The following is a 19,704-nucleotide window of genomic DNA, read 5'->3' as shown; positions in this document are numbered from 1 at the left end:
ATTTTTACAATGCATATCAATCTATTTTATTTTGATCGATGTAATCAATAGTCGTTTTACAGATTTCCTGTTTTGGCTTTTCAAGTGCAACTCCCAGTTCCATATATAACAGATTTTCTGCTATCTGGAAATACCTTGCATCTGTAGCAGTACACTTTTTCCCTTGTGCAAGTCTTTTCTGCTTCCGCTGATAAATCATTTTTATAATAGCAACTAATGCCTCAGGGTTATTTGCTCTTACTGCTTCTTTATAATTTTGTTCCCTCATTTTTTCATTGTTTGTCCATGCTGTCGGGATATCCGGAATTCGTTTGATCAGATTCCAGGCTTCTTCTTTTGTCAGACATAATCTCAGTCTTGAATCTGAGCTTGAAACAGGAACATATATTTTTTCCTTTTCATCTTCTACTGGTTTCATCAGATAATATAACTTATCGTTTTTTTCATCCTGCGGATTCAAATATAAAATATTTTCTATTTTACAGATACCTATAACTGATTTGCTGACAAAGTCTCCAATTTCATATTTCACAAAATCCACTCCTTGCTGACTGGCATTCTTATTCCGTAAAAGTATAACGTACAAAAGAACCCTGATTGTCTCCTGTTACTATTACAACATCTCCACTCTCGTTGCGTGTGGATTCCAGAATCGGAAATCTTCCATTTTCTTTTACATAAGCTTCCGGGCTGGCTGCTTCTGCCTCGATCAAAGTTTTTTTACTGTACTGTTCTCCTCCACACGGATTTATATCCTCAATAAAGATTTCATACTCATGCATATGCAATTCCTCCTGAGATTCATTTTATAAAAACAAGCAGCATAACTGTTGTTTTCCGACTCATTATGCTACTCGCCCTTATTTTTATTATAAAGCCATTTTACTTTGATTTCAAAAGCGTTTTTTACTAAAAATGTATCTTCTGTTTTTGGGTATTATTACCATGTGTTACCTGTAATTATAACTGATTTCTTTTCATTTGATAATTCACTTTTCGGCACCAAAAAGTGCCCCCTGTATAGCAAAAGTGACGGCAGATATCGTCTGAAAAACCACCTGGGAAAAAGTTTCATTTTGATACTTTATATGTTAAAATGAAACATATCGTATCAAGTGAGGGGTTTTACAGATGTCTAAAAAGAAATATAATCTGAATACAATTTACATCTCTGAGCGTCTGCAGGAGAATCTGAAGCCGATTTCACAATCTGCATTCACTGCTGTGACCGCTCCCATGGGATATGGAAAAACAACTGCCATCAGCTGGTATCTGGACAAACAGAGCAAAAACGGAAATTCCTGTGTGATCCGGATCAGTATTTATTCTGATAATCTGTCTGTTTTCTGGCAGAGCGTTCAGAAGGCATTTGCCTTTGCAGGGCTTGATTTTCTGGATAATTATAGCTACCCTTCAGATGCTGCCGGTGCCGGGATGCTTGCTGATGAGCTTTGTTATTCCCTGAGCAGTCAGACCTCTTACTACATTTTTATTGATGATTTTCATCTGCTGGGTGAACCTCATGTTGCAGATTTTTTTTGTATGCTTGCCAACAGACTGCCTGAGAATATCCACCTGATCGTATCCGGCAGAAATGCTTTTCTGTCCGGAAAAGAGATTCTCCGTCTTGGCAAAAAGTTATATCAGATCCATACCAGGGATCTGTGTTTGAATCGCCGGGAGCTTTCTGTCTATACCCATCGCTGCGGTGCCAGCCTGAACGAAGATCAGCTGAACACGCTTCTCTATTCCAGTGAGGGGTGGTTCTCTGCAGTCTATCTGAATCTCTGTACCTTTTTTGAAAGCGGACATTTTCCTGACCATACTTCTAATATCTATGATATGTTTTCCTCTGCCATGATCGCACCTCTTTCTGATGCGCAGCAGGAATTTCTCACTGTTATGGGACTTGCAGATGAATTTACCGTTGAGATGGCTCTTTTTATTACAGGGAATCCGGAAGCCGGACAGATTCTTTCCCTTATGACCAGACAGAATGCTTTTATCACTCCTTTGCCCGATGGAGTCAGCTTCCGTTTTCACCATATGATGAAGGAATGTACACAGCGTGCCTTTGCCATGCTTTCCCATGAAAAACAGACAGATTTCCGGAATCGTTACGGACAATGGTATGAATCCCGGGGACAGTTTCTGCAGGCACTTGCTGCCTATAACAAGGCTCTTAACTATGATGCAGCACTTGCTGTTATCCAAAAGGATGCAGGAATCCTCCTGGCTTCTCTTTCGCCGGAAAAGGTTCTCGCATTTCTTGATGTCTGTCCAACAGAAATCCTGAAGAACAGGCCTCTGGCCCTTCTCGTATTAATGCGCCGTATGTTTACCTGGCATCAGATTCCCAAAATGCTGGAACTGAAGCAGCTTCTGACAGATACCATAGCTGAAGATAACACTTTGTCCGAAGATGAGCGAAAGAATCTCTCCGGAGAATGTGATCTTATTATGAGTTTTCTGATGTATAACGATATCACCGGTATGAGCGTTCTGCACCGTCAGGCCAGTTCTAAAATGACCAGACCTGCCATCAGTATCCGCAAAACAGGAAGCTGGACCTTCGGTTCTCCTTCTGTTCTGATGATGTTTCACCGCAGATCCGGAACCCTGGATGCAGAACTGACAGCTATGAATGAATGTATGCCCCACTATTACAGGATTACCCAGGGACATGGACAGGGTGCGGAATTGCTCATGAATGCAGAGGCAGCATTTATGCAGGGGAATTTTTCAGATGCACAGATTCTGCTGGAGCAGACTTATTCCACCATTGCATCAAACGGACAGCACAATATTTCGCTCTGCTGTGATTTCCTTGCTGCAAGGCTTTCCCTTTTTCAGGAGAGTGTCACCTTTGTGAAGAACCCTGAAGTAAAGTATAAGGAGCTTCTGTCTCTCCACAATATGATGTGGCTGAATATTTTTGACAGTACTTATGCTTATTACTATGCATTGACCGGAATGCCGGAAAAGATTCCTGCATTATTTAAAGACCATATGTTATCCACTGTCAGCTTTCTTTCTCCCTGCAGACCTATGATGGAAATGATCGAAAATCAGGTCTTTCTTTCACAGAAAATGTACGCAAAAGTTATAGGCAGAAGCGAAACGCTTCTGCCCTTCTGTGAGAAAATGCACTATGAACTTGTGTCTCTCCACGTTCAGATCCAGACTGCTGCAGCTTACGCAATGCTGGGCAAACATCATGATGCACGACAGCTTCTGCAGAAAGCCTTAGGACACGCCATGCCGGATGGCTTTCTGATTCCGTTTGTAGAAAATTATACCTATATCAAGGACGTGCTGAGCAGTATTAATTCCATAGCATCAGAGCCTTTCACAGACCGGATCCTTTCCCTTGGTTCTGTTTATGAACAACACTGCCTCCGCCTGTCCAGCCGTAATTCCAGGCCTGAGATCCTGAATGTGCTGAACAGCAGAGAAGCAGAAATCGCAGCTTTGATCACCGACCGTCTGAGCAACCGCGAAATCGCAGAGAGGTTATTTCTCTCTGAAGGCACTGTAAAACAATATGTCAACCAGATTTATTCCAAGTTGATGATCAACGGTGATACACGCACCAAAAGGAAACAACTGGCAGAGCTGATTTCTTCCATAAACAAGGGCCTTACCTGACACTTTGAGAAAAAAAAGCAAGGAAATTCACATGACCAAAGTCTTGCGATTTCCTTGCTATTTGGCAAGAATTACAAATTTAAAGTTTTTTACTTATTTGCATTTCTGTTTCCTTGAGAATATCCTCGGAAATCTCAGTTTTATTCAGCATCATGTCTGCTCCCGGATTACGATAGAAGGAAAAATCCCTATCTCCATCCGGATATGTATGTACCATAGCAAGCGTAGTATGAATTTTTTCATCTGTACATAAGCCAATGTCATCAATTCCTGCTTCTTTTATGGCTGCTCTCAACTGATCTCCAAAAAAATCATTACCAACCTTACCAATAAATGCTGTATTATGTCCCAATTTATAACTCTTTATTATAATAAATCATATTTCACTATATCAAGCTTAGCTGCACCATCAGCAAAGAAAGAAATCCCCTTTGCTTCCTGCTTTGTAAGAATAACCGCAGACATAACCTGCTCGCCGTCATTAATAAATACTTCCACACTAAACTTATCCAAAATCACACGCAGTTTTAGTTCATTGCTGTCACCGTTTACCAGACAACTGCTCTGATGAACCAGCGCCCGTTCGCTTCCTGAGAATTTTCTATCGATTTTTAAAACAGATTCATCCGGACGGAAGCATAATGTAGAATGATATTTCTCATTCTCTGCAAAACAGAGTTCAAATTTTTTATAAAGATTGTCTTTATCTGCCGGTCGTATCACAAGTTCCAGATCTACCGTTCGTCCTTCAATCTGATCCAGTGTGAGCCTGGTATCTTTTATCACAACATTGTTATACTCGACTTTGTTTGCACGCATGGCATTAAGTTCTCTGACCGGAACCTGATACAATCTTCCGTTTTTAACAGACAGTTCTCTTGGAAGACTCATTTGTGCGAACCATCCAGAGTCATTGCATCGATATGCAAGCGTATCCCAGTTCTGCATCCAGGCGATCATAATTCTTCGTCCATCCGGTGCAAGCAGTGTCTGCATTGCGTAATAGTCAATTCCGTAATCAACACCTTGACAAAACTGTTCCTTTAAAGTATGTGTCTCCGGATCCAACTCCCCAATAATACATAACGTTCCATTTCCATTATGAAATTCTAATCCTTCCGGAAGCATATCCTGTGGACTTGTCAGAAGCACATATTTGCCGTCCAATTCAAAGAAATCCGGGCATTCCCACATTTTTCCATAACGATTTTGATTCTTTGCCAGAATGCTTACAAATTCCCATTCAAAGCCATTTTTACTTCTGTAAAGAAGGATCTGTCCGCTTCCATCAGCCGGACGACTTCCTATAACACAATAAAAGTTTCCATCGTTCCCTTTCCAGATTTTGGGATCACGAAAGTCTACTTTACTAGCCCCCTTTGGAAGATCTTTGGCTGTCAGAACCGGATTCTTATCATACTTTTCATAATCCTTACCATCTCCAACTGCCACTGCCTGTGTCTGAATATCCCTTACAGTTCCGTCTTCCAGTTTCTCCTGATTTACAGAAGTATACATAAGCAACTGTCTGCCATCCTCTAATTCTATGGCACTTCCTGAAAAACAGCCGAATTTATCATAATCTTCATCCGGTGCCAATGCAGTCGGAACATAGTTCCAATGCAATAAATCCTTACTCACTACATGTCCCCAGTGCATACTGTCCCAATGTGTGCTATACGGATTATACTGGTAGAACAAATGATACTCTCCTTTATAATAGGAAAATCCATTTGGATCATTCATCCAGCCAACATAAGGAGTTATATGAAAGGCTGGTCTTTCTTCCTCTTTGATCTGCTGTCCCTGTATAAATTCATATTTTCTTGCCTTTTCCAACATTTCGCTCATATAGTTCCTCCTGTCAAAATGATATCTTCTCTTATTTTTCACTGCTTAATGAATCCTGATACTGGTCAAAATATTTTTGCTTGATTGAAAGGTAATCGGAAAGCCCGTACTTCTCCATTTTTTTCAGATAAGAATCCCATTCTTCATCAATTCCTCCGTTCAGGATCCAATCTGCTTTCTTCTGTTCTGCATATTTCTTAATATCTGTATCATACTGTGACACTTTGTTTGTATCATCAATACTCATAAATACATTAGGATAAACATATTTGCTGTTCATATCCTGTAAATATGTCTCATGCATATTATCCAGACGCCATTTCGCATCTTCCGGCTGTGTTACATATACGCCATAATATTCATTTAATATAGCGAGAGGACCATTTACAGATTGCGCTTCACGTACTTCCACCGGTGACTGATCTCCTAAGTCCATATGCTTTAACATTTTTTCGCCATCTTTGTTTACAGACAACTCAAAAATATTAAAGGAATCCTTCTCTCCATAGGTTCCCCAGTTATTTTGCGGAGACTGAAGGGGTGCATACATCTGATCGATCCATGCGGCAGCAAGTGCCGTGTTACGGCAGCTGGTAGTAAGCACACATCTTCCTCTGTCAAAACCGCTGGTCTCACTGTTGTTCTGTCTGGTGATATTTCTCATTCCATCCGGTCCGGTCAGTGCCGGAAGCATCACATAATCCGTATTGTTGTCTATATTAGCAATATCCCATGTGAAGCAAAGTCCATAACGGTGATTCTTTCCTTTTGCAACATAAGTAGACCATTCCTGTGTAAATGCTTCCGGATCGATCAGATTCTCTGTCACAAGTTTATGCAGCCATTTGATACCTTCTTTGTATCCTTCCTGAACCGTTGTATAAATCACCTTACCTTCATCTGTTACAGCAAAATGATCTCCTGTGTCCCCATAACCATCTCCGAATCCATTTATTAAGATTGAAGGATCCTGATCTCCGTTATTGATAATAAATGACATTGGTATTACATCACCTTCAATGGAAAACTCTTGTTTCAGATCATCTGCATGATCTCGAAATTGAATCAGTACCTGCTCCAGTTCATCTGTTGTGGTTGGAATCTCAAGACCAAGATAATCAAGCCATTTCTTATTAATATAAGGAATATCTCCAATGGCCTGAATTGCTTCTTTTCCGGAACCAAGCTGTTCAATCCACGGAAAAGAGTAAATATGTCCATCCGGTGCTGTACACATGGTTCTGTATTCCGGGTATTTTTCAAACACAGCCTGAAGGTTTGGCATATATTTGTCAATCAGATTTTCCAGCGGAATAATTATTCCCTGCTTTGCATAACGCAACAGATCATAATCACTCATGCCTGCATTAAACAGTCCATCCGGCAGATTTCCAAACTGAGCCAACGCCAGATTCTTTTTATCTGAAAACTGATCTGATACAAAGCAGGTCCAGTCAATATGAACATTTGTCTGTTCTTCCATTCTCTGGAAAATCACTCTTTTATTTGGATCCTGTGTTGAAGTGGCCGGTGCACTGGTAATAAAAGAAAGCTCCTCTGTTTCTTTCAATGGAAACTGTACATCCGATACCGGTGTATCCGGATTAAGCTCAGCATCAAGCCTCTGCTGTTTTCCACACCCCATTATACTTACCATCATTGTTAAAGAAAGTCCAAGTGCAAGCAAACTTCTTACTCTGTTTTTCTTCATATCTGTATCATTCCTTTCTTTAGCCTTTTACCGATCCAACCATAATTCCTTTATCAAAATATTTCTGGAAAAATGGATACATCACTAAAAGTGGTAAACTTGATACTACAATTGTTGCATATTTCAACTGTTCTGCTACCTTTGCCATCTCTGCTGTGCTTTGGATATCTGCAATCATTCCCGGCTGTGGAGTATTCTGCACCAGGATTGAACGCAGTACCAGCTGCAATGGCTGAAGATTTGCATCGTTCAAATAAATCATCGCATCAAAGTAGCTATTCCACATTCCGACAAATGACCACAGTGCCAGTACTGCAATGATCGGTTTACATACCGGCATCATAATTTTGAAAAAATGCTGAATTTCATTAGCACCGTCAATTGCAGATGCTTCTCTTAATTCTGCCGGAATTGACTGATAATAAGTTCTTGCAAGAATCATATTCCAAACGTTAAATGCTCCCGGAATCAAAACCGCCCATACTGTATTTACCATATGCAGCTGATTGATCAAAATAAATGTTGGAATCATTCCTCCCCCAAAAAACATTGTGATCAGAAAAATCAGATTAAAAAATTTTCTTCCCACAAATTCTTTTTTAGACAGAGGAAAGGCTGCCAGTAATGTTACAAAAACTGAGATCACTGTAAATACAAATGAATACAGAAAAGAATTCAAAAATCCGCGCCAGATCATCTCATTCTCCAGTACTCTTCTATAAGCATCCAAAGTCCAGTCCTTAATATCAGAGCTCAGTCCCTGATTATTCAAAACAGTAGGATCCATAAAAGATGCAAGCACTACATATATAATTGGAATCGCAATAGAAAGTACAAACAGTCCAAGAATCGTGAATCCAATTCCAAGGATCAGACGATCTGTCCTTGAATATTTTCTCTTCTTTTTCTCCATCTTCTCTTCCTCCTATAATCCCTCTCCATCATTCAGCTTCTTTACAACCCAGTTTACAAAAATCAACAGAATTACATTTACAACTGAATTAAACAGACCTACTGCCGTAGAATAACCATAATCACCGTTCAAAAGACCGATGCGATATACATATGTAGATAAAATTTCTGATGCCGGCAGGTTCATATCTGTCTGCAATGCATATGCCTTCTCAAATCCAATGCTCATAATATTTCCTGCCTGCAGGATAAACTGAATTACAATAATGTTCTTAATCGCCGGAAGCTCCACGTACCAGATCTGCTGCAAAAGGTTTGCACCATCCATAACTGCCGCTTCTTCCAACTCTTTGCTCGCATTAGATAATGCTGCAGTATACATAATAGATGCCCAGCCTGCAGTCTGCCAGATTCCACTTGCTATATAAATAGTACGGAAAGCAGATGGCATTGTCATCCAGTTTGTGCTAATCCCAAGCAGCCTGTTCAAAGGTCCTACCGGTGATAACAGCATACGAACCATACCACAAAGTACTATTACAGATATAAAATTCGGCATATAGATCAGAAGCTGTACTTTTTTCTTGATCCCTGTTTTTTGAATACGATTCATAAGTAATGCCAGAATAATCGGAACCGGAAATCCCCATAATAATCCATAGATACTCAGCTTTAATGTATTCATCAGATAGTTCATAAAATCCGGTGATGATAAAAAACGTCTGAAATATTCAAGTCCAACCCATGGACTTCCAAGTACTCCCTTGATTACATTATAATCTTCAAACGCAATCAAAAGCCCTCCCATCGGAAGATACTTAAAAATGATTGTCAGTAAAAGTCCCGGCATTAAGAAAAAAAGGTATAACTGCCAGTTTTTCTTCACATACGTAACCTTATTTCTCCACGTCTGCTTGCTTACGGGCTTTGCTTGGTTCTGCACTGTTTTCATGCACTTTTTCCTCCATTCCTTTCATACATTGTTCACGAAACCGGTTAAGTAACCGGTTACTTTATAATCTGATGTTACTACATCACACACTCTCTGTCAACACTTTTCTTCATTAAAATAACCGGTTACGTAATCGGTTATTTTAATATTGCCTTTTTGTATAATAATTGCTATACTAAAAAAAATATTTGCATTTATTTATAAGGAGAATAAGTTTCATGTCAAAAAAACAGGTGACATTTGCAGATATTGCAGCATATACCCATTTTTCAAAAACTACAATATCAAGATATTTCAATCATCCTGATTCCCTTACACTTGAAAATCAGGAAAAAATTTCTCAGGCCCTTGATATCCTTGGCTATAAAAAAAATAAACTTGCAAAAGTTCTGGCGAATGGAAAAAGTGAATTTATCGGAATCATTATTCCGAATCTTTATCTGCATTATTATTCTGAAATGCTGACACAACTGCTGTCCAGCTACAGTGATTATCACTACAAATTTCTCGTCTTTAGCAGTGAACATGGGGCTGAAGAAGAACAGCAATATATTGAAGAGCTCCTATCCTATCAGATTGAAGGTCTCATTGTTTTAAGTCATACGCTGTCATCAAAACAATTATCCTCCTATCAGATTCCCATCGTTGCCATTGAACGTGAAGCGGAATATATCAGCAGTGTTACCACTGACAACTATATGGGTGCGCTTCAGGCTACCACTCTGCTGATCCGTGATAAATGTGATATACTGATCCACATCAATGTCAATGTTGAGAAAACAGTTCCTGCTTACGACCGTATTCGCGCATTTAAGGAAACCTGTGAAGAATATCAGGTTCCTTATGATATTGATCTAAGTGTAAGCGGTAATTCTTATCAGGAAATTTTAAATGAAATAAGACGCATTTTTACAAGAATAGAAGAGAAATATCCCAATCAAAAAAAAGGTATTTTCCTTTCCAACGATACTTATGCAAACATGTTTCTTAACCTGATTTTCCAGAAATACCGAGAATTACCCTCTTTCTATGAAATCATAGGATTTGATAATTCTCCCATTGCCAGTGAGGCAATTCTCCCAATCACAACCGTTGGTCAGCAGATTGATATTATTGCACAAACTGCCATGGAGCTTCTGGTTCAACAGATGGAAGAACAAAAAAAACGTTCCCCTAAACCACTGGAAAAGCCTGTCCATAAACAGATTACTCCAATATTGATTCGCCGTAATACAACCAGTTAAAACTAACCTTTCATTTTTCTCCGGAATACAATCTGTCCCAGAAATATTTCTGCCATATCGGATATTGGAATACTTAATTATTTGGGCAAAAAGGGGATGCCGAAAAGTGGTATTAACCGGCATCCCCTTTATTGATTGTATTATCTTATTTCATATGATCTTTTTCAGTTATTTTGCGAATAACCCGGCATGGATTTCCAGCAGCCAGACTATATGGAGGAATATCCCTTGTCACAACACTTCCTGCTCCTATTACACATCCCTCTCCTATGGTAACACCGCCACAAACAACCACATTGGATGCCAGCCAGCAATTATCTTTTATAGTAATTGGTTTCTCCTATTCAAGATTATAAAAGCTTCCATCTTCTCTTTTTCTGCTATTACGTTCTTCAAGTAAAAATGGGTGCATGGGAGTTGCCAATGTGACATTTGGACCAATCATCACATTATCTCCTATATGTACTTCACATACATCCAAGCAGGTGAAATTAAAAATTGTTCCAATTCTTTATCCGTTGGATCATATAACTCTCCACTTACCATTTTTTCTCTTTCTGTCATTTCTGATAACCTCCAGTAAAAATTTTATTACCAAGTTAGTTATTTCCGAGTACTTGATAAGTTGTTCCTACTACAATAATATATAGATAAGGAGAATCACTGTCAATGCAATCGTAAAAATTTGCGATTGATTTTTTGATTAATTTTAACTGTATTATTCCTTTTTGTCCAGCGAAGGAATAATGCTGACAGTTCTATTGGCTAGGTGATATGCAATTGTTCTGCTGTTTTTGAAATTATATCATGTAACTGTGTTATGGTCAAAAATCGTTTCTAACTCATGGGATTGTAAAACAGATTTTTGTACCCATCTATCAGGGCAAAATAACTGATATCTTTTAATTTAGACGCAGTGAACTCACGGTCAACAATAATCATCCCTTTTCGCGCAATGAGATTTCTAATCTATTCTTCATAGTTCAAAAATAGTTTTATCGGTTTTAATGCTTTTTCTATCGCTATAAAAATCTGCGTATATAGAAAAATGGAGGACCCTTAGGTCCTCCGTCCGGTCGCAGGCATCGCAAGTTTCTGCAACCTGATCACTGACAAGCATTTTAATACGAGTCTTTCTAAAAGACAAGTGCTTTCTGCGAACATTGTCCATTTGCACCATGACTCCTGCATTAGTTCCAAGATTACTTATAAAAACAATCTACAGTTTGGAAAAATCTATTCCAAACCAATTGGCAATTTTGCTTTGAATGTTCTCTCTTTCAAGCAGGTTCAATGGTTTTCTAATAATATCTTCTTGTTTCTACCTTAAGATATTATTAGAAAGAATGCTTTCCCTATTAAAGACTTTCAGGATAAATTCCAACAAATGAGAGCAGCGGAAGTACACGGAAATCATGTAAAACAATTTTCACTTTCTGGGCTTTTTGCCCCTTAACAGAAATGATCTTCTTATAACCAATTACCGTTCCTGTGTAAATACTGTTCCATATTTCCCCCTCTTTAACAAATATCTCAAATTTTTCCACTCTCTGACTATAGCAGACAGCCTCTTTTAATACCAGATACCCTAAGTTGTATGAACCGTCCAGACAAATGGTTATTTCTACTGGCAGTTCGCTGCTTTCAGGCTGAAACCAGGTTTCTGAAGTATCATCTGTCAAATCAGAAACCGGATGCGTCGGATCTTCATTTTCTGAAAAAATATGTGCTGTACTCATTAAATTATGAGTAAAAGATTTCTTTTTCCAACTTCCAAATTCTTCCAGACGTTTAACATCATTTTCATGAAGAAGCCCGTTTGGCATAGGTGGAATATTTAACAAAAAGGTTGCATTTCCTCCAACAGCCCCAATATAGATATAGATCAGCTCCTCCAGACTTTTCACCTGATCATCTTCTTCTGGATGATAAAACCATCCAGGTCTTATAGAAGTATTTACTTCTGCCGGATACCAGATCAGATTCGTTTCACCTTCAAGCGCTCTTCTGCTTCCAAGATCTTCCATGTCGCTGGTGATCCGGCGCATTCTAAATTCCTTATCATCGGTCTGCTGGCTTCTTTCCTGTACACTCTCTGCAAGTGCTGTACGTGCAGGAACAACACTCCACTCAGATTTTCTTACATCGCCAGCTTCATTTCCGCACCACCTGATATCCGGCCCACACACACAGATACATGCGTCTGGCTGATATTTTCTGACACATTCATAATAGCGTTTCCAGTCATATAGCTGTTTTTTTCCATTTGGTCCTTCTCCGCAGGCACCATCTAGCCAGACACTAAAAATATCTCCATAACCGGTGAGAAGCTCAGTCAGCTGTGCCAGATAGTAATCATCATATTCTTTTCCGCTTCCGTAACAAGGCTTGTTGCGATCCCATGGTGAAAGATAAATTCCAAATTTCATCCCATAACGACGGCATGCTTCAGACACTTCCCAGACCACATCTCCCCTTCCATTTTTCCATGGACTGGAGACAACGCTATGGCTGGTATATCTGGTCGGCCACAGGCAGAAACCATCATGATGTTTACAGGTAAGAATTACCCCTTTCATACCTGCATTTTGTGCTGCAGACACCCACTGGTCTGCAACAAACTCTGTAGGATTAAAAATTTGTGGTGTTTCTGTTCCATCTCCCCACTCACGATTGGTATATGTATTCATTCCAAAATGAAAGAACGCATAAAACTCTGTTGCCTGATAGGCAAGCTGGCGGCTGGAGGGAACTATTTTGATTAATTCCTGATCAGTTGGCATTTTATTTCCCCTTTCATTTTACCCTTTTAACCCGCCTGCACCAATTCCCTGAAGCAGATATCTTTGTCCAATCAGATAAATAATGATTGTTGGAATCATAATAATTACAAGTCCTGCAAACAGTGCACCCCAGTCCGTGGCATATTTCTGCACTTCAAACAAGTTTGCCATTCCGATGGGAAGAGTTTTCTTTGCATCTTCCGTGAGAAGAACAAGTGCCAATGGATATTCATTCCAGAAGCCCATGGCACTTAACATCGTAATGGTCGCAATTCCGGGTTTTGCAAGAGGCACCATAACTCTTGATAGCAGTTGGATATTAGTAGCACCGTCAATTCTTGCAGATTCCTCGTAATCTCTGGGTACTGCAGACATAAAGCCCTGTAAAGTAAAGATACAAAAAGGAAACTGCATAACTGCATAAACAAGGCATAGTACCGGCAGGTTATTTAATCCATTCACAGCCTGTAATTCCAGAAACAAAGGAATCATAATGTAGGTAGCCTGCAGAAAAATACATGCCATATAAATGGCAGAGATCAGTTTGCTGCCCGCAAAACGGTATCTTGCCAGTACATAAGAAATGGGAATAACCAGAAGCAATAGCAATACAGTGGAAAACACAGTCACAAATATGGAATTTCCAAAATAAGCGGCGATATTTGCTTTCTGCCATGCTGCCACAAAATTATCCAAATTCAAAGCTGTGGGCAATGCATAGGGATCTGTCAAATATTCTGCATTTGTCTTAAACGCAGACATCAGGTTCCAGAAAAGCGGGTACAAAAAGATAACGGTAAACAGAATCATCAGGATTCTGATACACCAGGTTCTTACAGTTTTCATCAGTCTCCCTCCTATTCTTTTTCAGATGATACTTTTTTAGAAATCATTGCAAGCACAATTGCAAGAATCAGGGTAAACATGGCGATTGCCATGGCATATCCAAAATTAGCGTTTCGCATACCCTGCGTATACATATACTGTAAAAGCACACTGGAAGCACCGTTTGGTCCACCGCCTGTCATAACGTTGGACAGAGTAAAACTTAAATTGATAGTACCAGACAGGGAAAGTATATAGGTCGTTCCAATGGATCTGCGAAGCAGAGGAATGGTAATCCTAAAGAACTTCTGCACTCCTGTTGCACCGTCAATGGAAGCAGCTTCATAAACCTCCTGGGAAATCCCGTCAATGGAAGCCACATGCATAACCATATAATAACCAATAGCCTGCCACACCAGGGCTGCACCGATACACCAGAGAGCCGTTTTTCCCTCTCCAAGCCATGCGTGTTTCCAAGTGGAGAGATGGAACAGATCCAGCATATGATTCAGAATTCCTCTTGTGGGATTAAACACAAAAGACCACACAATACCAACTACAGTCATGGAAACAATACTTGGGAAAAAGAATACGGTCCGGTAAAATGACTTTTCCTTGAGCTGTCCCTGAGTAAGGATAAATGCAAATATAAGACTTAGAAATATGGTCACAGCCGGGATTACCAGCATCAGCTTAAGAGTATTAAACAGTGCCTGAAGAAAATCCTTATCCTGGAACATATACTTGTAATTATCCAAAAATACAAATTTGCTGTTAAAGCCTACGCTAAGTGCAGTGGAACTGGTAAAAGACAGATAAATGGCATTTACCATAGGCACAATCATAAAAACAATGGTTAAAATCAATGCAGGAAGCGTACACAGGGCTATAAATAATCTGGGCTTCTTTACCACGCTTGTTCACCTCTTTAAATTTAAAGTATTTAATAAATGTGGATGACATCACCGATTGGCGATATATCTGTTCAGGGTTACAAAAGGCTGCTGCATAGCATACACTGTGTAGCAGCCTTTCCATGCTTTACCGTTTTTATCCGGCTGGTATATGAAGTTTAGTTGGCAGCTTCCATATCAGCACGAACCTGTGCAAAAGCATCTTCCACATTCTGTGCCCACTCTTCCACTGTCATTTCATCATTCATAACAGATGTAATCGGATTAAATATCTCATCTTTCGGGTTAACCTTGCAGTCAGCCGGAACTGCTGCGAAGCTCATAATCAGGGAGGAGGCATTTGCCTCTTCGTAGATTCCGTACATGTTGTAGATTGCAGTAGACAGCTTATCTTTTGCTACTTCACGGGCACTCTTGGTAGCATAGAGGGCACCGGAAGCTTCTGCAAAAGCAGATACAGATTCATCACTATACAGGAAACGAAGAAATTCTTTTGCAAGTTCTGGATTCTTGGCAGCTGCCGGAATGGAAAACTGCTCGCAGCTGTCAAATACATAGTGCACATCGTCTGCGTTCTCGGTCGGGATCGTAGCCATTGCAAATTCAAATCCATCTTCTCTTGGCGCATCCTGCATCTCATTTTCCATCCAGGTTCCGTTTGTGATAAATGCAGCTTTTCCAAGCATCATCTCTGTCTGAGACTCTGTATGGTTCATACCAACAGTGCCCTCTAACAGATAGCCTTTATCTGCAATCTCTTTAATATGACTTAAAGCCTTTAACACACCCTCATTATTAAAGGAACCTTCTTCGTAATTGGCAATCTTAGTAAGTGCTTCTTCGCCGCACTCATTTGCAATTGCCGGCCAGAGCATTTCTTCCATGTATCCCGGATAAATTCCCTGATATGTGAAAAGTGCACGTCCGTCAATATCTTTTACCTTATCACCAAGTGCAAAGAACTCATCCCAGGTCTTCGGCACTTCCAGATTATTCTCATCAAAGAATGTTTTGTTGTAAATCAGACCCTGCGGACCACTGTTGAATGGTGCCAGATAGATCTCATCATCTCCGTATGGTGCACACTTTGTACTGGAAAGGATCCCATCTGTAATATCATCGCGAAGGGTACCGGTTCCAGCATAATTTTCTCCGTCAAAAACATCATCCAGGTTGAGAAGTGCATGATCTTTGATCAGGGAAAGGATTACACCATCCTCACCACCATCGTTAAGACAGATAAAATCAGGTGCATTTCCAGCTACAATCTGTGGACGGATGATATCTCCAATTGTAGGGCTGATAGTCATGTTTACTTTCACGCCCTCATGGCTTTCTTCAAAAAGCTCCACCATCTGATTCCAGTAAGCATCCCCATATCCACCCTGGAAAATGGCAATGTTCAATTCCTGTTCTTCTGCCTCTGCAAATGCAGTAAGCGGGGAAAGTACTGTTGCTGCGCTCATAGCAAGGATCATAGCAGAAGCTGCAAATCTTTTCTTCATAGGTTGTTTCCTCCTTCTTGTTGGCTTTTATTATGTTTGCCTGATGATATTAGTATAATGGAAAATCTTCTTGTGGTAAATTCACAAAATAATTCTTTATATGGAACATTTTTCTGTTATTTTTATATAATATGGATTTTCTTGCGACATATATGTACAATCTTTTTCTATTTGTATTTTAAATGGATTATCTTGTTTTTTTCCTGTATAATAAATCTGTCACAATCCGATACAGTCATGAAAATCAGAACGATTTTTTCCATCTTTACCGGACCATGTACGAATTATTTTTTAGAAATGAGGGACAGCGGCATGGAAAAAAGACAACGATATCAGGGATTTCGAAAATTCAGTATTAGAACCAGGCTGATCATAGCGCTTTTCCTGATCTCTATTGTACCATTAACAGGAATCAGCTTCTATTCGTTTCATATTTTTTCAGAAGCGCTTCGGGAAAAACTTTCCACTTCCATCTCACAGACTTTATCCATGATCAATCTGAATATGGTAAGTGAGATTGAAAAGTATCAGTATCTCTGCGGCTCCATCTGCATCAGTCAGGAAATCAAGGACGGTCTTCTGAAAAAGGGTATGACAGATACGGAAAAGAATCAAGCCATCAATGAAATCCAACATATGATTCGAAGTAAAATCATCTATCCTGCACAGGCAAAAAACATTACAGTATATGATACAGATGGGAATATTTTTTATGATTTGGGATATGATGGGTTATATTCGGATGATGTAAGCAGGATCCTGAGTCGTCTTGAAGAAGAAAATCAGGATGTATGGGCATACGCACATACTTACCGTAACCGGGACATCCTGATTCTTGGAAGAAGAATTTATGAACAATACAGTCAGAGTCGTGTAATTGGTTATACCCTGATTTCCATTGATGAAAAAATTTTTTCCAAAACAGTACTGGAACCAGTAGGTCTGGCTGACTCTTCCAATATTATGTATCTGAATATGGATGGAACAATCCTTTCTTCCTGGGATCGTAGTATTCAACTGGGGCAAAAAACCGAAAAAAAGCTGCTGAAAAATATTCAAGCAAGACTTCCAAACAGAACAGATTTTTTCAGCATTTACAAAGATGGCGAAGAACAGCTGGTTACTTATATTTTCAATAAAAACCTGAACCAGCTGTTTGTATATACCATGCCATATCATTATATTAATTCTGAAGTTAACACTATGTTTTGGAAAATCCTGGCTGTGGCATTCTTCCTTGTTCTACTCTGCATTGGAATTGTAGCTATGGTGTATCCTGGAATTACCTCCCCCATCAGAAGCATGCTGGATTTTTGCAGGGAATTATCAAAGGGAAATCTTTCCGTACGGATCCAGGATGACCACAAAGACGAACTTTCCGATCTTTCCGGAAGCATGAATCATATGGCAGATACCATTGAGAGCCTGATGAAACAACAGAAAAGCCAGGAAAAGAAAAAAAGAGAATTGGAGCTACAGATGCTTCAATATCAGTTAAATCCTCATTTTCTTTTCAACACTTTAAACAGTCTGCGCTTTGTAGCCGCCATGCATAAAGACCAGATTGTAAGTGATGGAATCCAGGCCCTCAGCAGTCTTTTGCAAAATACACTGACTAATAAAAACGAGTATATAACCATTCAGGAAGAGCTTGAGAACCTGGAAAACTACTTCGCGATTTTAAGAATCCGGTATGCCGGAAGCTTTGAGTACTCTTTTGACGTAGAAGAGGAAGAACTGCTCTCCTGCCTTGTTCCTAAACTAATCCTGCAGCCCCTTGCAGAAAATTCTGTTATGCATGGTTCTTCTGATGACGGCTCCGTTATGGAAATTCTAATCACCTGTTGGGAAGAAAACAATCATCTTATCATAGAACTCTGTGACAATGGAAAAGGATTTGAAGTGACACCTGCAGCGCTGGAACCTCATACAAACCGGAAAAAGATTGGAATTACCAATGTAAATGACCGAATACAGCTGAATTTTGGAAAGGAATATGGACTTAAGGTCAATAGTCACCCTGGAGAAGGAACCACATGTACGCTGACTCTTCCCTTACTATATGTACAAGAACTGTCAAAAGATTATAACAGCTAAAAATCACAACCACTTTTGCCCACAGAAAGGACTTTTATGTACAGTATATTAATTATTGACGATGAACCAATCGTAAAAATTGCGCTTCGCTCCATTCTTCCCTGGGAAGAGCATGGTTTTTTCATTTGTGGAACAGCATCAAATGGTCTTGAGGCTGTTCCACTGATTGAAAAACATCATCCGGATATCATTATCACTGACCTGAAAATGCCTGAAATGGACGGACTGGAACTAATTCGTTTTCTGAAGGAAAAAGAATATCCCGGAGAAATACTGGTACTAAGTAACTACGAAGACTTCGATTCAGTAAGAAGTGCATTGCTTTTAGGTGCTGCGGACTATCTGTTAAAAATCAAAATTCAACCAGATACACTCCTTGCCTGTCTGAACAAAACCACAAAAAAAATGCAAAATACAGCTGACCGAAAAGATTCCATTCTGAAAACAGACATCACTGAACCCATAACCGATCATCTTCTCTCCTTTTTTCAGGGAGAAGAGTCTCTCGATTCGTTCATTGAAAGATATGGAGCAGAAAAATTTGGATTTATGAAACATTCCTGTGCTGTATGCTATGTAACGTTTGAAAAATTTTTATCAAATGATGCATTTTCTATATCAGCTAATCTGCTGCGAGATATGATACTGGATGCTGTTCAGGGAGTGCTACAGCCATACATTCTTGTTCTTAGTGCCCATAATGCGCTCGTAGTATTTTCCCAAAAAGAATTAATGTGCAGTCAAGTAAAAGTGGAACAGCTGATAAAAAAGCTGTATAACCGTTTTACCATGTACCAATCCTTTGCACCAGATATGCCATATAAAGAAAATCTGAAAAATTATGAAGAGGCCAGGACCACATATCAGGACTTTCTTCATAGTGAGGGGCATTATAAAAATGATGTTGCCAAAACCCTTACATACATAGAAAATAATTACATGCACCGTCTCACATTATCCTCCATTTCGGCAAATGTCAATCTCAGCACTAGCTATTTATGCCGTGTTTTCAAGTCCGAAGTAGGAACAAGTATTACCAGCTACTTAAACAATCTGCGGATAAGAAAAGCTGCTACACTGATAAAGGAGAATACCTTTTCCCTTAAGGAGATCTCCGTTATGGTAGGAATTGACGATCAACTTTATTTTAGTCGATTATTCAAAAAGTGTATGGGAATTTCACCTTCTGAATATGGGAAACGATTTCATCTATAAGCAGGTAATCTGATATAAAACAGCAGGATGTCTTATAATCACAAGAT

The 19,704-nt window shown here is 39.4% G+C and carries 16 protein-coding genes and 2 pseudogenes; 4 read left to right on the top strand and 14 right to left on the bottom strand.

What is annotated here, in order from left to right; translation table 11 throughout:
* Nucleotides 1-16: 16 nt before the first annotated feature.
* On the bottom strand, nt 17-532 hold the full coding sequence (locus LJE12_RS06615; protein ID WP_227292112.1) for a CarD family transcriptional regulator: 516 nt from the start codon (nt 530-532) through the stop codon (nt 17-19).
* 28 nt (nt 533-560) lie between these two features.
* Nucleotides 561-782, bottom strand: coding sequence for a hypothetical protein (locus LJE12_RS06610; protein WP_025579122.1), 222 nt, complete (start codon nt 780-782; stop codon nt 561-563).
* 349 nt (nt 783-1,131) lie between these two features.
* Here LJE12_RS06610 and LJE12_RS06605 point away from each other — a divergent pair, with 349 nt between their 5' ends.
* Complete coding sequence (locus tag LJE12_RS06605; protein ID WP_227292111.1) at nt 1,132-3,648, top strand: LuxR C-terminal-related transcriptional regulator; 2,517 nt, start codon at nt 1,132-1,134, stop codon at nt 3,646-3,648.
* Nucleotides 3,649-3,748: 100 nt separating this feature from the next.
* Here LJE12_RS06605 and LJE12_RS06600 read toward each other — a convergent pair.
* From LJE12_RS06600 to LJE12_RS06580, 5 genes and pseudogenes are all read right to left on the bottom strand, one after another.
* Nucleotides 3,749-4,003: pseudogene (locus LJE12_RS06600) on the bottom strand (PfkB family carbohydrate kinase); the annotation flags it as partial.
* Nucleotides 4,004-4,014: 11 nt separating this feature from the next.
* The gene (locus LJE12_RS06595; RefSeq protein WP_118575674.1) at nt 4,015-5,499 is read right to left on the bottom strand and encodes a glycoside hydrolase family 32 protein; all 1,485 of its coding nucleotides are present in this window, start codon (nt 5,497-5,499) and stop codon (nt 4,015-4,017) included.
* Nucleotides 5,500-5,530: 31 nt separating this feature from the next.
* The gene (locus LJE12_RS06590) at nt 5,531-7,210 is read right to left on the bottom strand and encodes an ABC transporter substrate-binding protein (RefSeq protein ID WP_195303498.1); all 1,680 of its coding nucleotides are present in this window, start codon (nt 7,208-7,210) and stop codon (nt 5,531-5,533) included.
* Nucleotides 7,211-7,229: 19 nt separating this feature from the next.
* On the bottom strand, nt 7,230-8,123 hold the full coding sequence (locus tag LJE12_RS06585; RefSeq protein ID WP_022380668.1) for a carbohydrate ABC transporter permease: 894 nt from the start codon (nt 8,121-8,123) through the stop codon (nt 7,230-7,232).
* A gap of 12 nt (nt 8,124-8,135) precedes the next feature.
* A complete protein-coding gene (locus LJE12_RS06580) occupies nt 8,136-9,074 on the bottom strand; it encodes an ABC transporter permease (protein ID WP_008706704.1) in 939 nt (312 codons plus the stop codon).
* Nucleotides 9,075-9,292: 218 nt separating this feature from the next.
* Between LJE12_RS06580 and LJE12_RS06575 the strand changes: the two genes are divergently transcribed.
* Complete coding sequence (locus LJE12_RS06575; RefSeq protein WP_022380667.1) at nt 9,293-10,318, top strand: LacI family DNA-binding transcriptional regulator; 1,026 nt, start codon at nt 9,293-9,295, stop codon at nt 10,316-10,318.
* A 145-nt stretch (nt 10,319-10,463) separates the two neighbouring features.
* Here the strand turns inward: LJE12_RS06575 and LJE12_RS21045 are convergent, their stop codons facing one another.
* The 7 genes and pseudogenes from LJE12_RS21045 to LJE12_RS06550 form a co-directional block, all read right to left on the bottom strand.
* Nucleotides 10,464-10,613 carry a hypothetical protein gene (locus tag LJE12_RS21045; RefSeq protein WP_330380683.1) on the bottom strand — a complete coding sequence of 50 codons (150 nt, stop codon included), beginning with the start codon at nt 10,611-10,613 and terminating at the stop codon, nt 10,464-10,466.
* 161 nt (nt 10,614-10,774) lie between these two features.
* Entirely contained in the window at nt 10,775-10,882 is a 108-nt protein-coding gene (locus LJE12_RS21040; RefSeq protein WP_020993554.1) for a maltose acetyltransferase domain-containing protein, read from the bottom strand.
* A gap of 658 nt (nt 10,883-11,540) precedes the next feature.
* Nucleotides 11,541-11,639 (bottom strand): annotated as a pseudogene (locus LJE12_RS20535) (LysR family transcriptional regulator); the annotation flags it as partial.
* A gap of 37 nt (nt 11,640-11,676) precedes the next feature.
* Nucleotides 11,677-13,101: an alpha-L-fucosidase gene (locus LJE12_RS06565; protein ID WP_025580031.1), complete on the bottom strand. Its 1,425-nt coding sequence runs from the start codon at nt 13,099-13,101 to the stop codon at nt 11,677-11,679.
* 18 nt (nt 13,102-13,119) lie between these two features.
* On the bottom strand, nt 13,120-13,947 hold the full coding sequence (locus tag LJE12_RS06560) for a carbohydrate ABC transporter permease (RefSeq protein WP_022380663.1): 828 nt from the start codon (nt 13,945-13,947) through the stop codon (nt 13,120-13,122).
* An 11-nt stretch (nt 13,948-13,958) separates the two neighbouring features.
* Nucleotides 13,959-14,840 carry a carbohydrate ABC transporter permease gene (locus LJE12_RS06555; protein WP_119253240.1) on the bottom strand — a complete coding sequence of 294 codons (882 nt, stop codon included), beginning with the start codon at nt 14,838-14,840 and terminating at the stop codon, nt 13,959-13,961.
* Between the two features lie 158 nt (nt 14,841-14,998).
* The gene (locus LJE12_RS06550) at nt 14,999-16,345 is read right to left on the bottom strand and encodes a carbohydrate ABC transporter substrate-binding protein (protein WP_055199588.1); all 1,347 of its coding nucleotides are present in this window, start codon (nt 16,343-16,345) and stop codon (nt 14,999-15,001) included.
* Between the two features lie 312 nt (nt 16,346-16,657).
* Here LJE12_RS06550 and LJE12_RS06545 point away from each other — a divergent pair, with 312 nt between their 5' ends.
* Both LJE12_RS06545 and LJE12_RS06540 read left to right on the top strand, forming a co-directional pair.
* Entirely contained in the window at nt 16,658-18,442 is a 1,785-nt protein-coding gene (locus LJE12_RS06545; RefSeq protein ID WP_055150789.1) for a cache domain-containing sensor histidine kinase, read from the top strand.
* Between the two features lie 36 nt (nt 18,443-18,478).
* A complete protein-coding gene (locus tag LJE12_RS06540) occupies nt 18,479-19,657 on the top strand; it encodes a response regulator transcription factor (RefSeq protein WP_008706712.1) in 1,179 nt (392 codons plus the stop codon).
* The last annotated feature ends 47 nt before the right edge of the window (nt 19,658-19,704 follow it).

It is taken from the genome of Blautia sp. DFI.6.71 (assembly GCF_020593585.1).
In the GTDB taxonomy this organism is placed as follows: Bacteria; Bacillota; Clostridia; order Lachnospirales; family Lachnospiraceae; genus Blautia_A; species Blautia_A wexlerae.
This window is presented reverse-complemented; position numbering and strand designations above follow the sequence as displayed.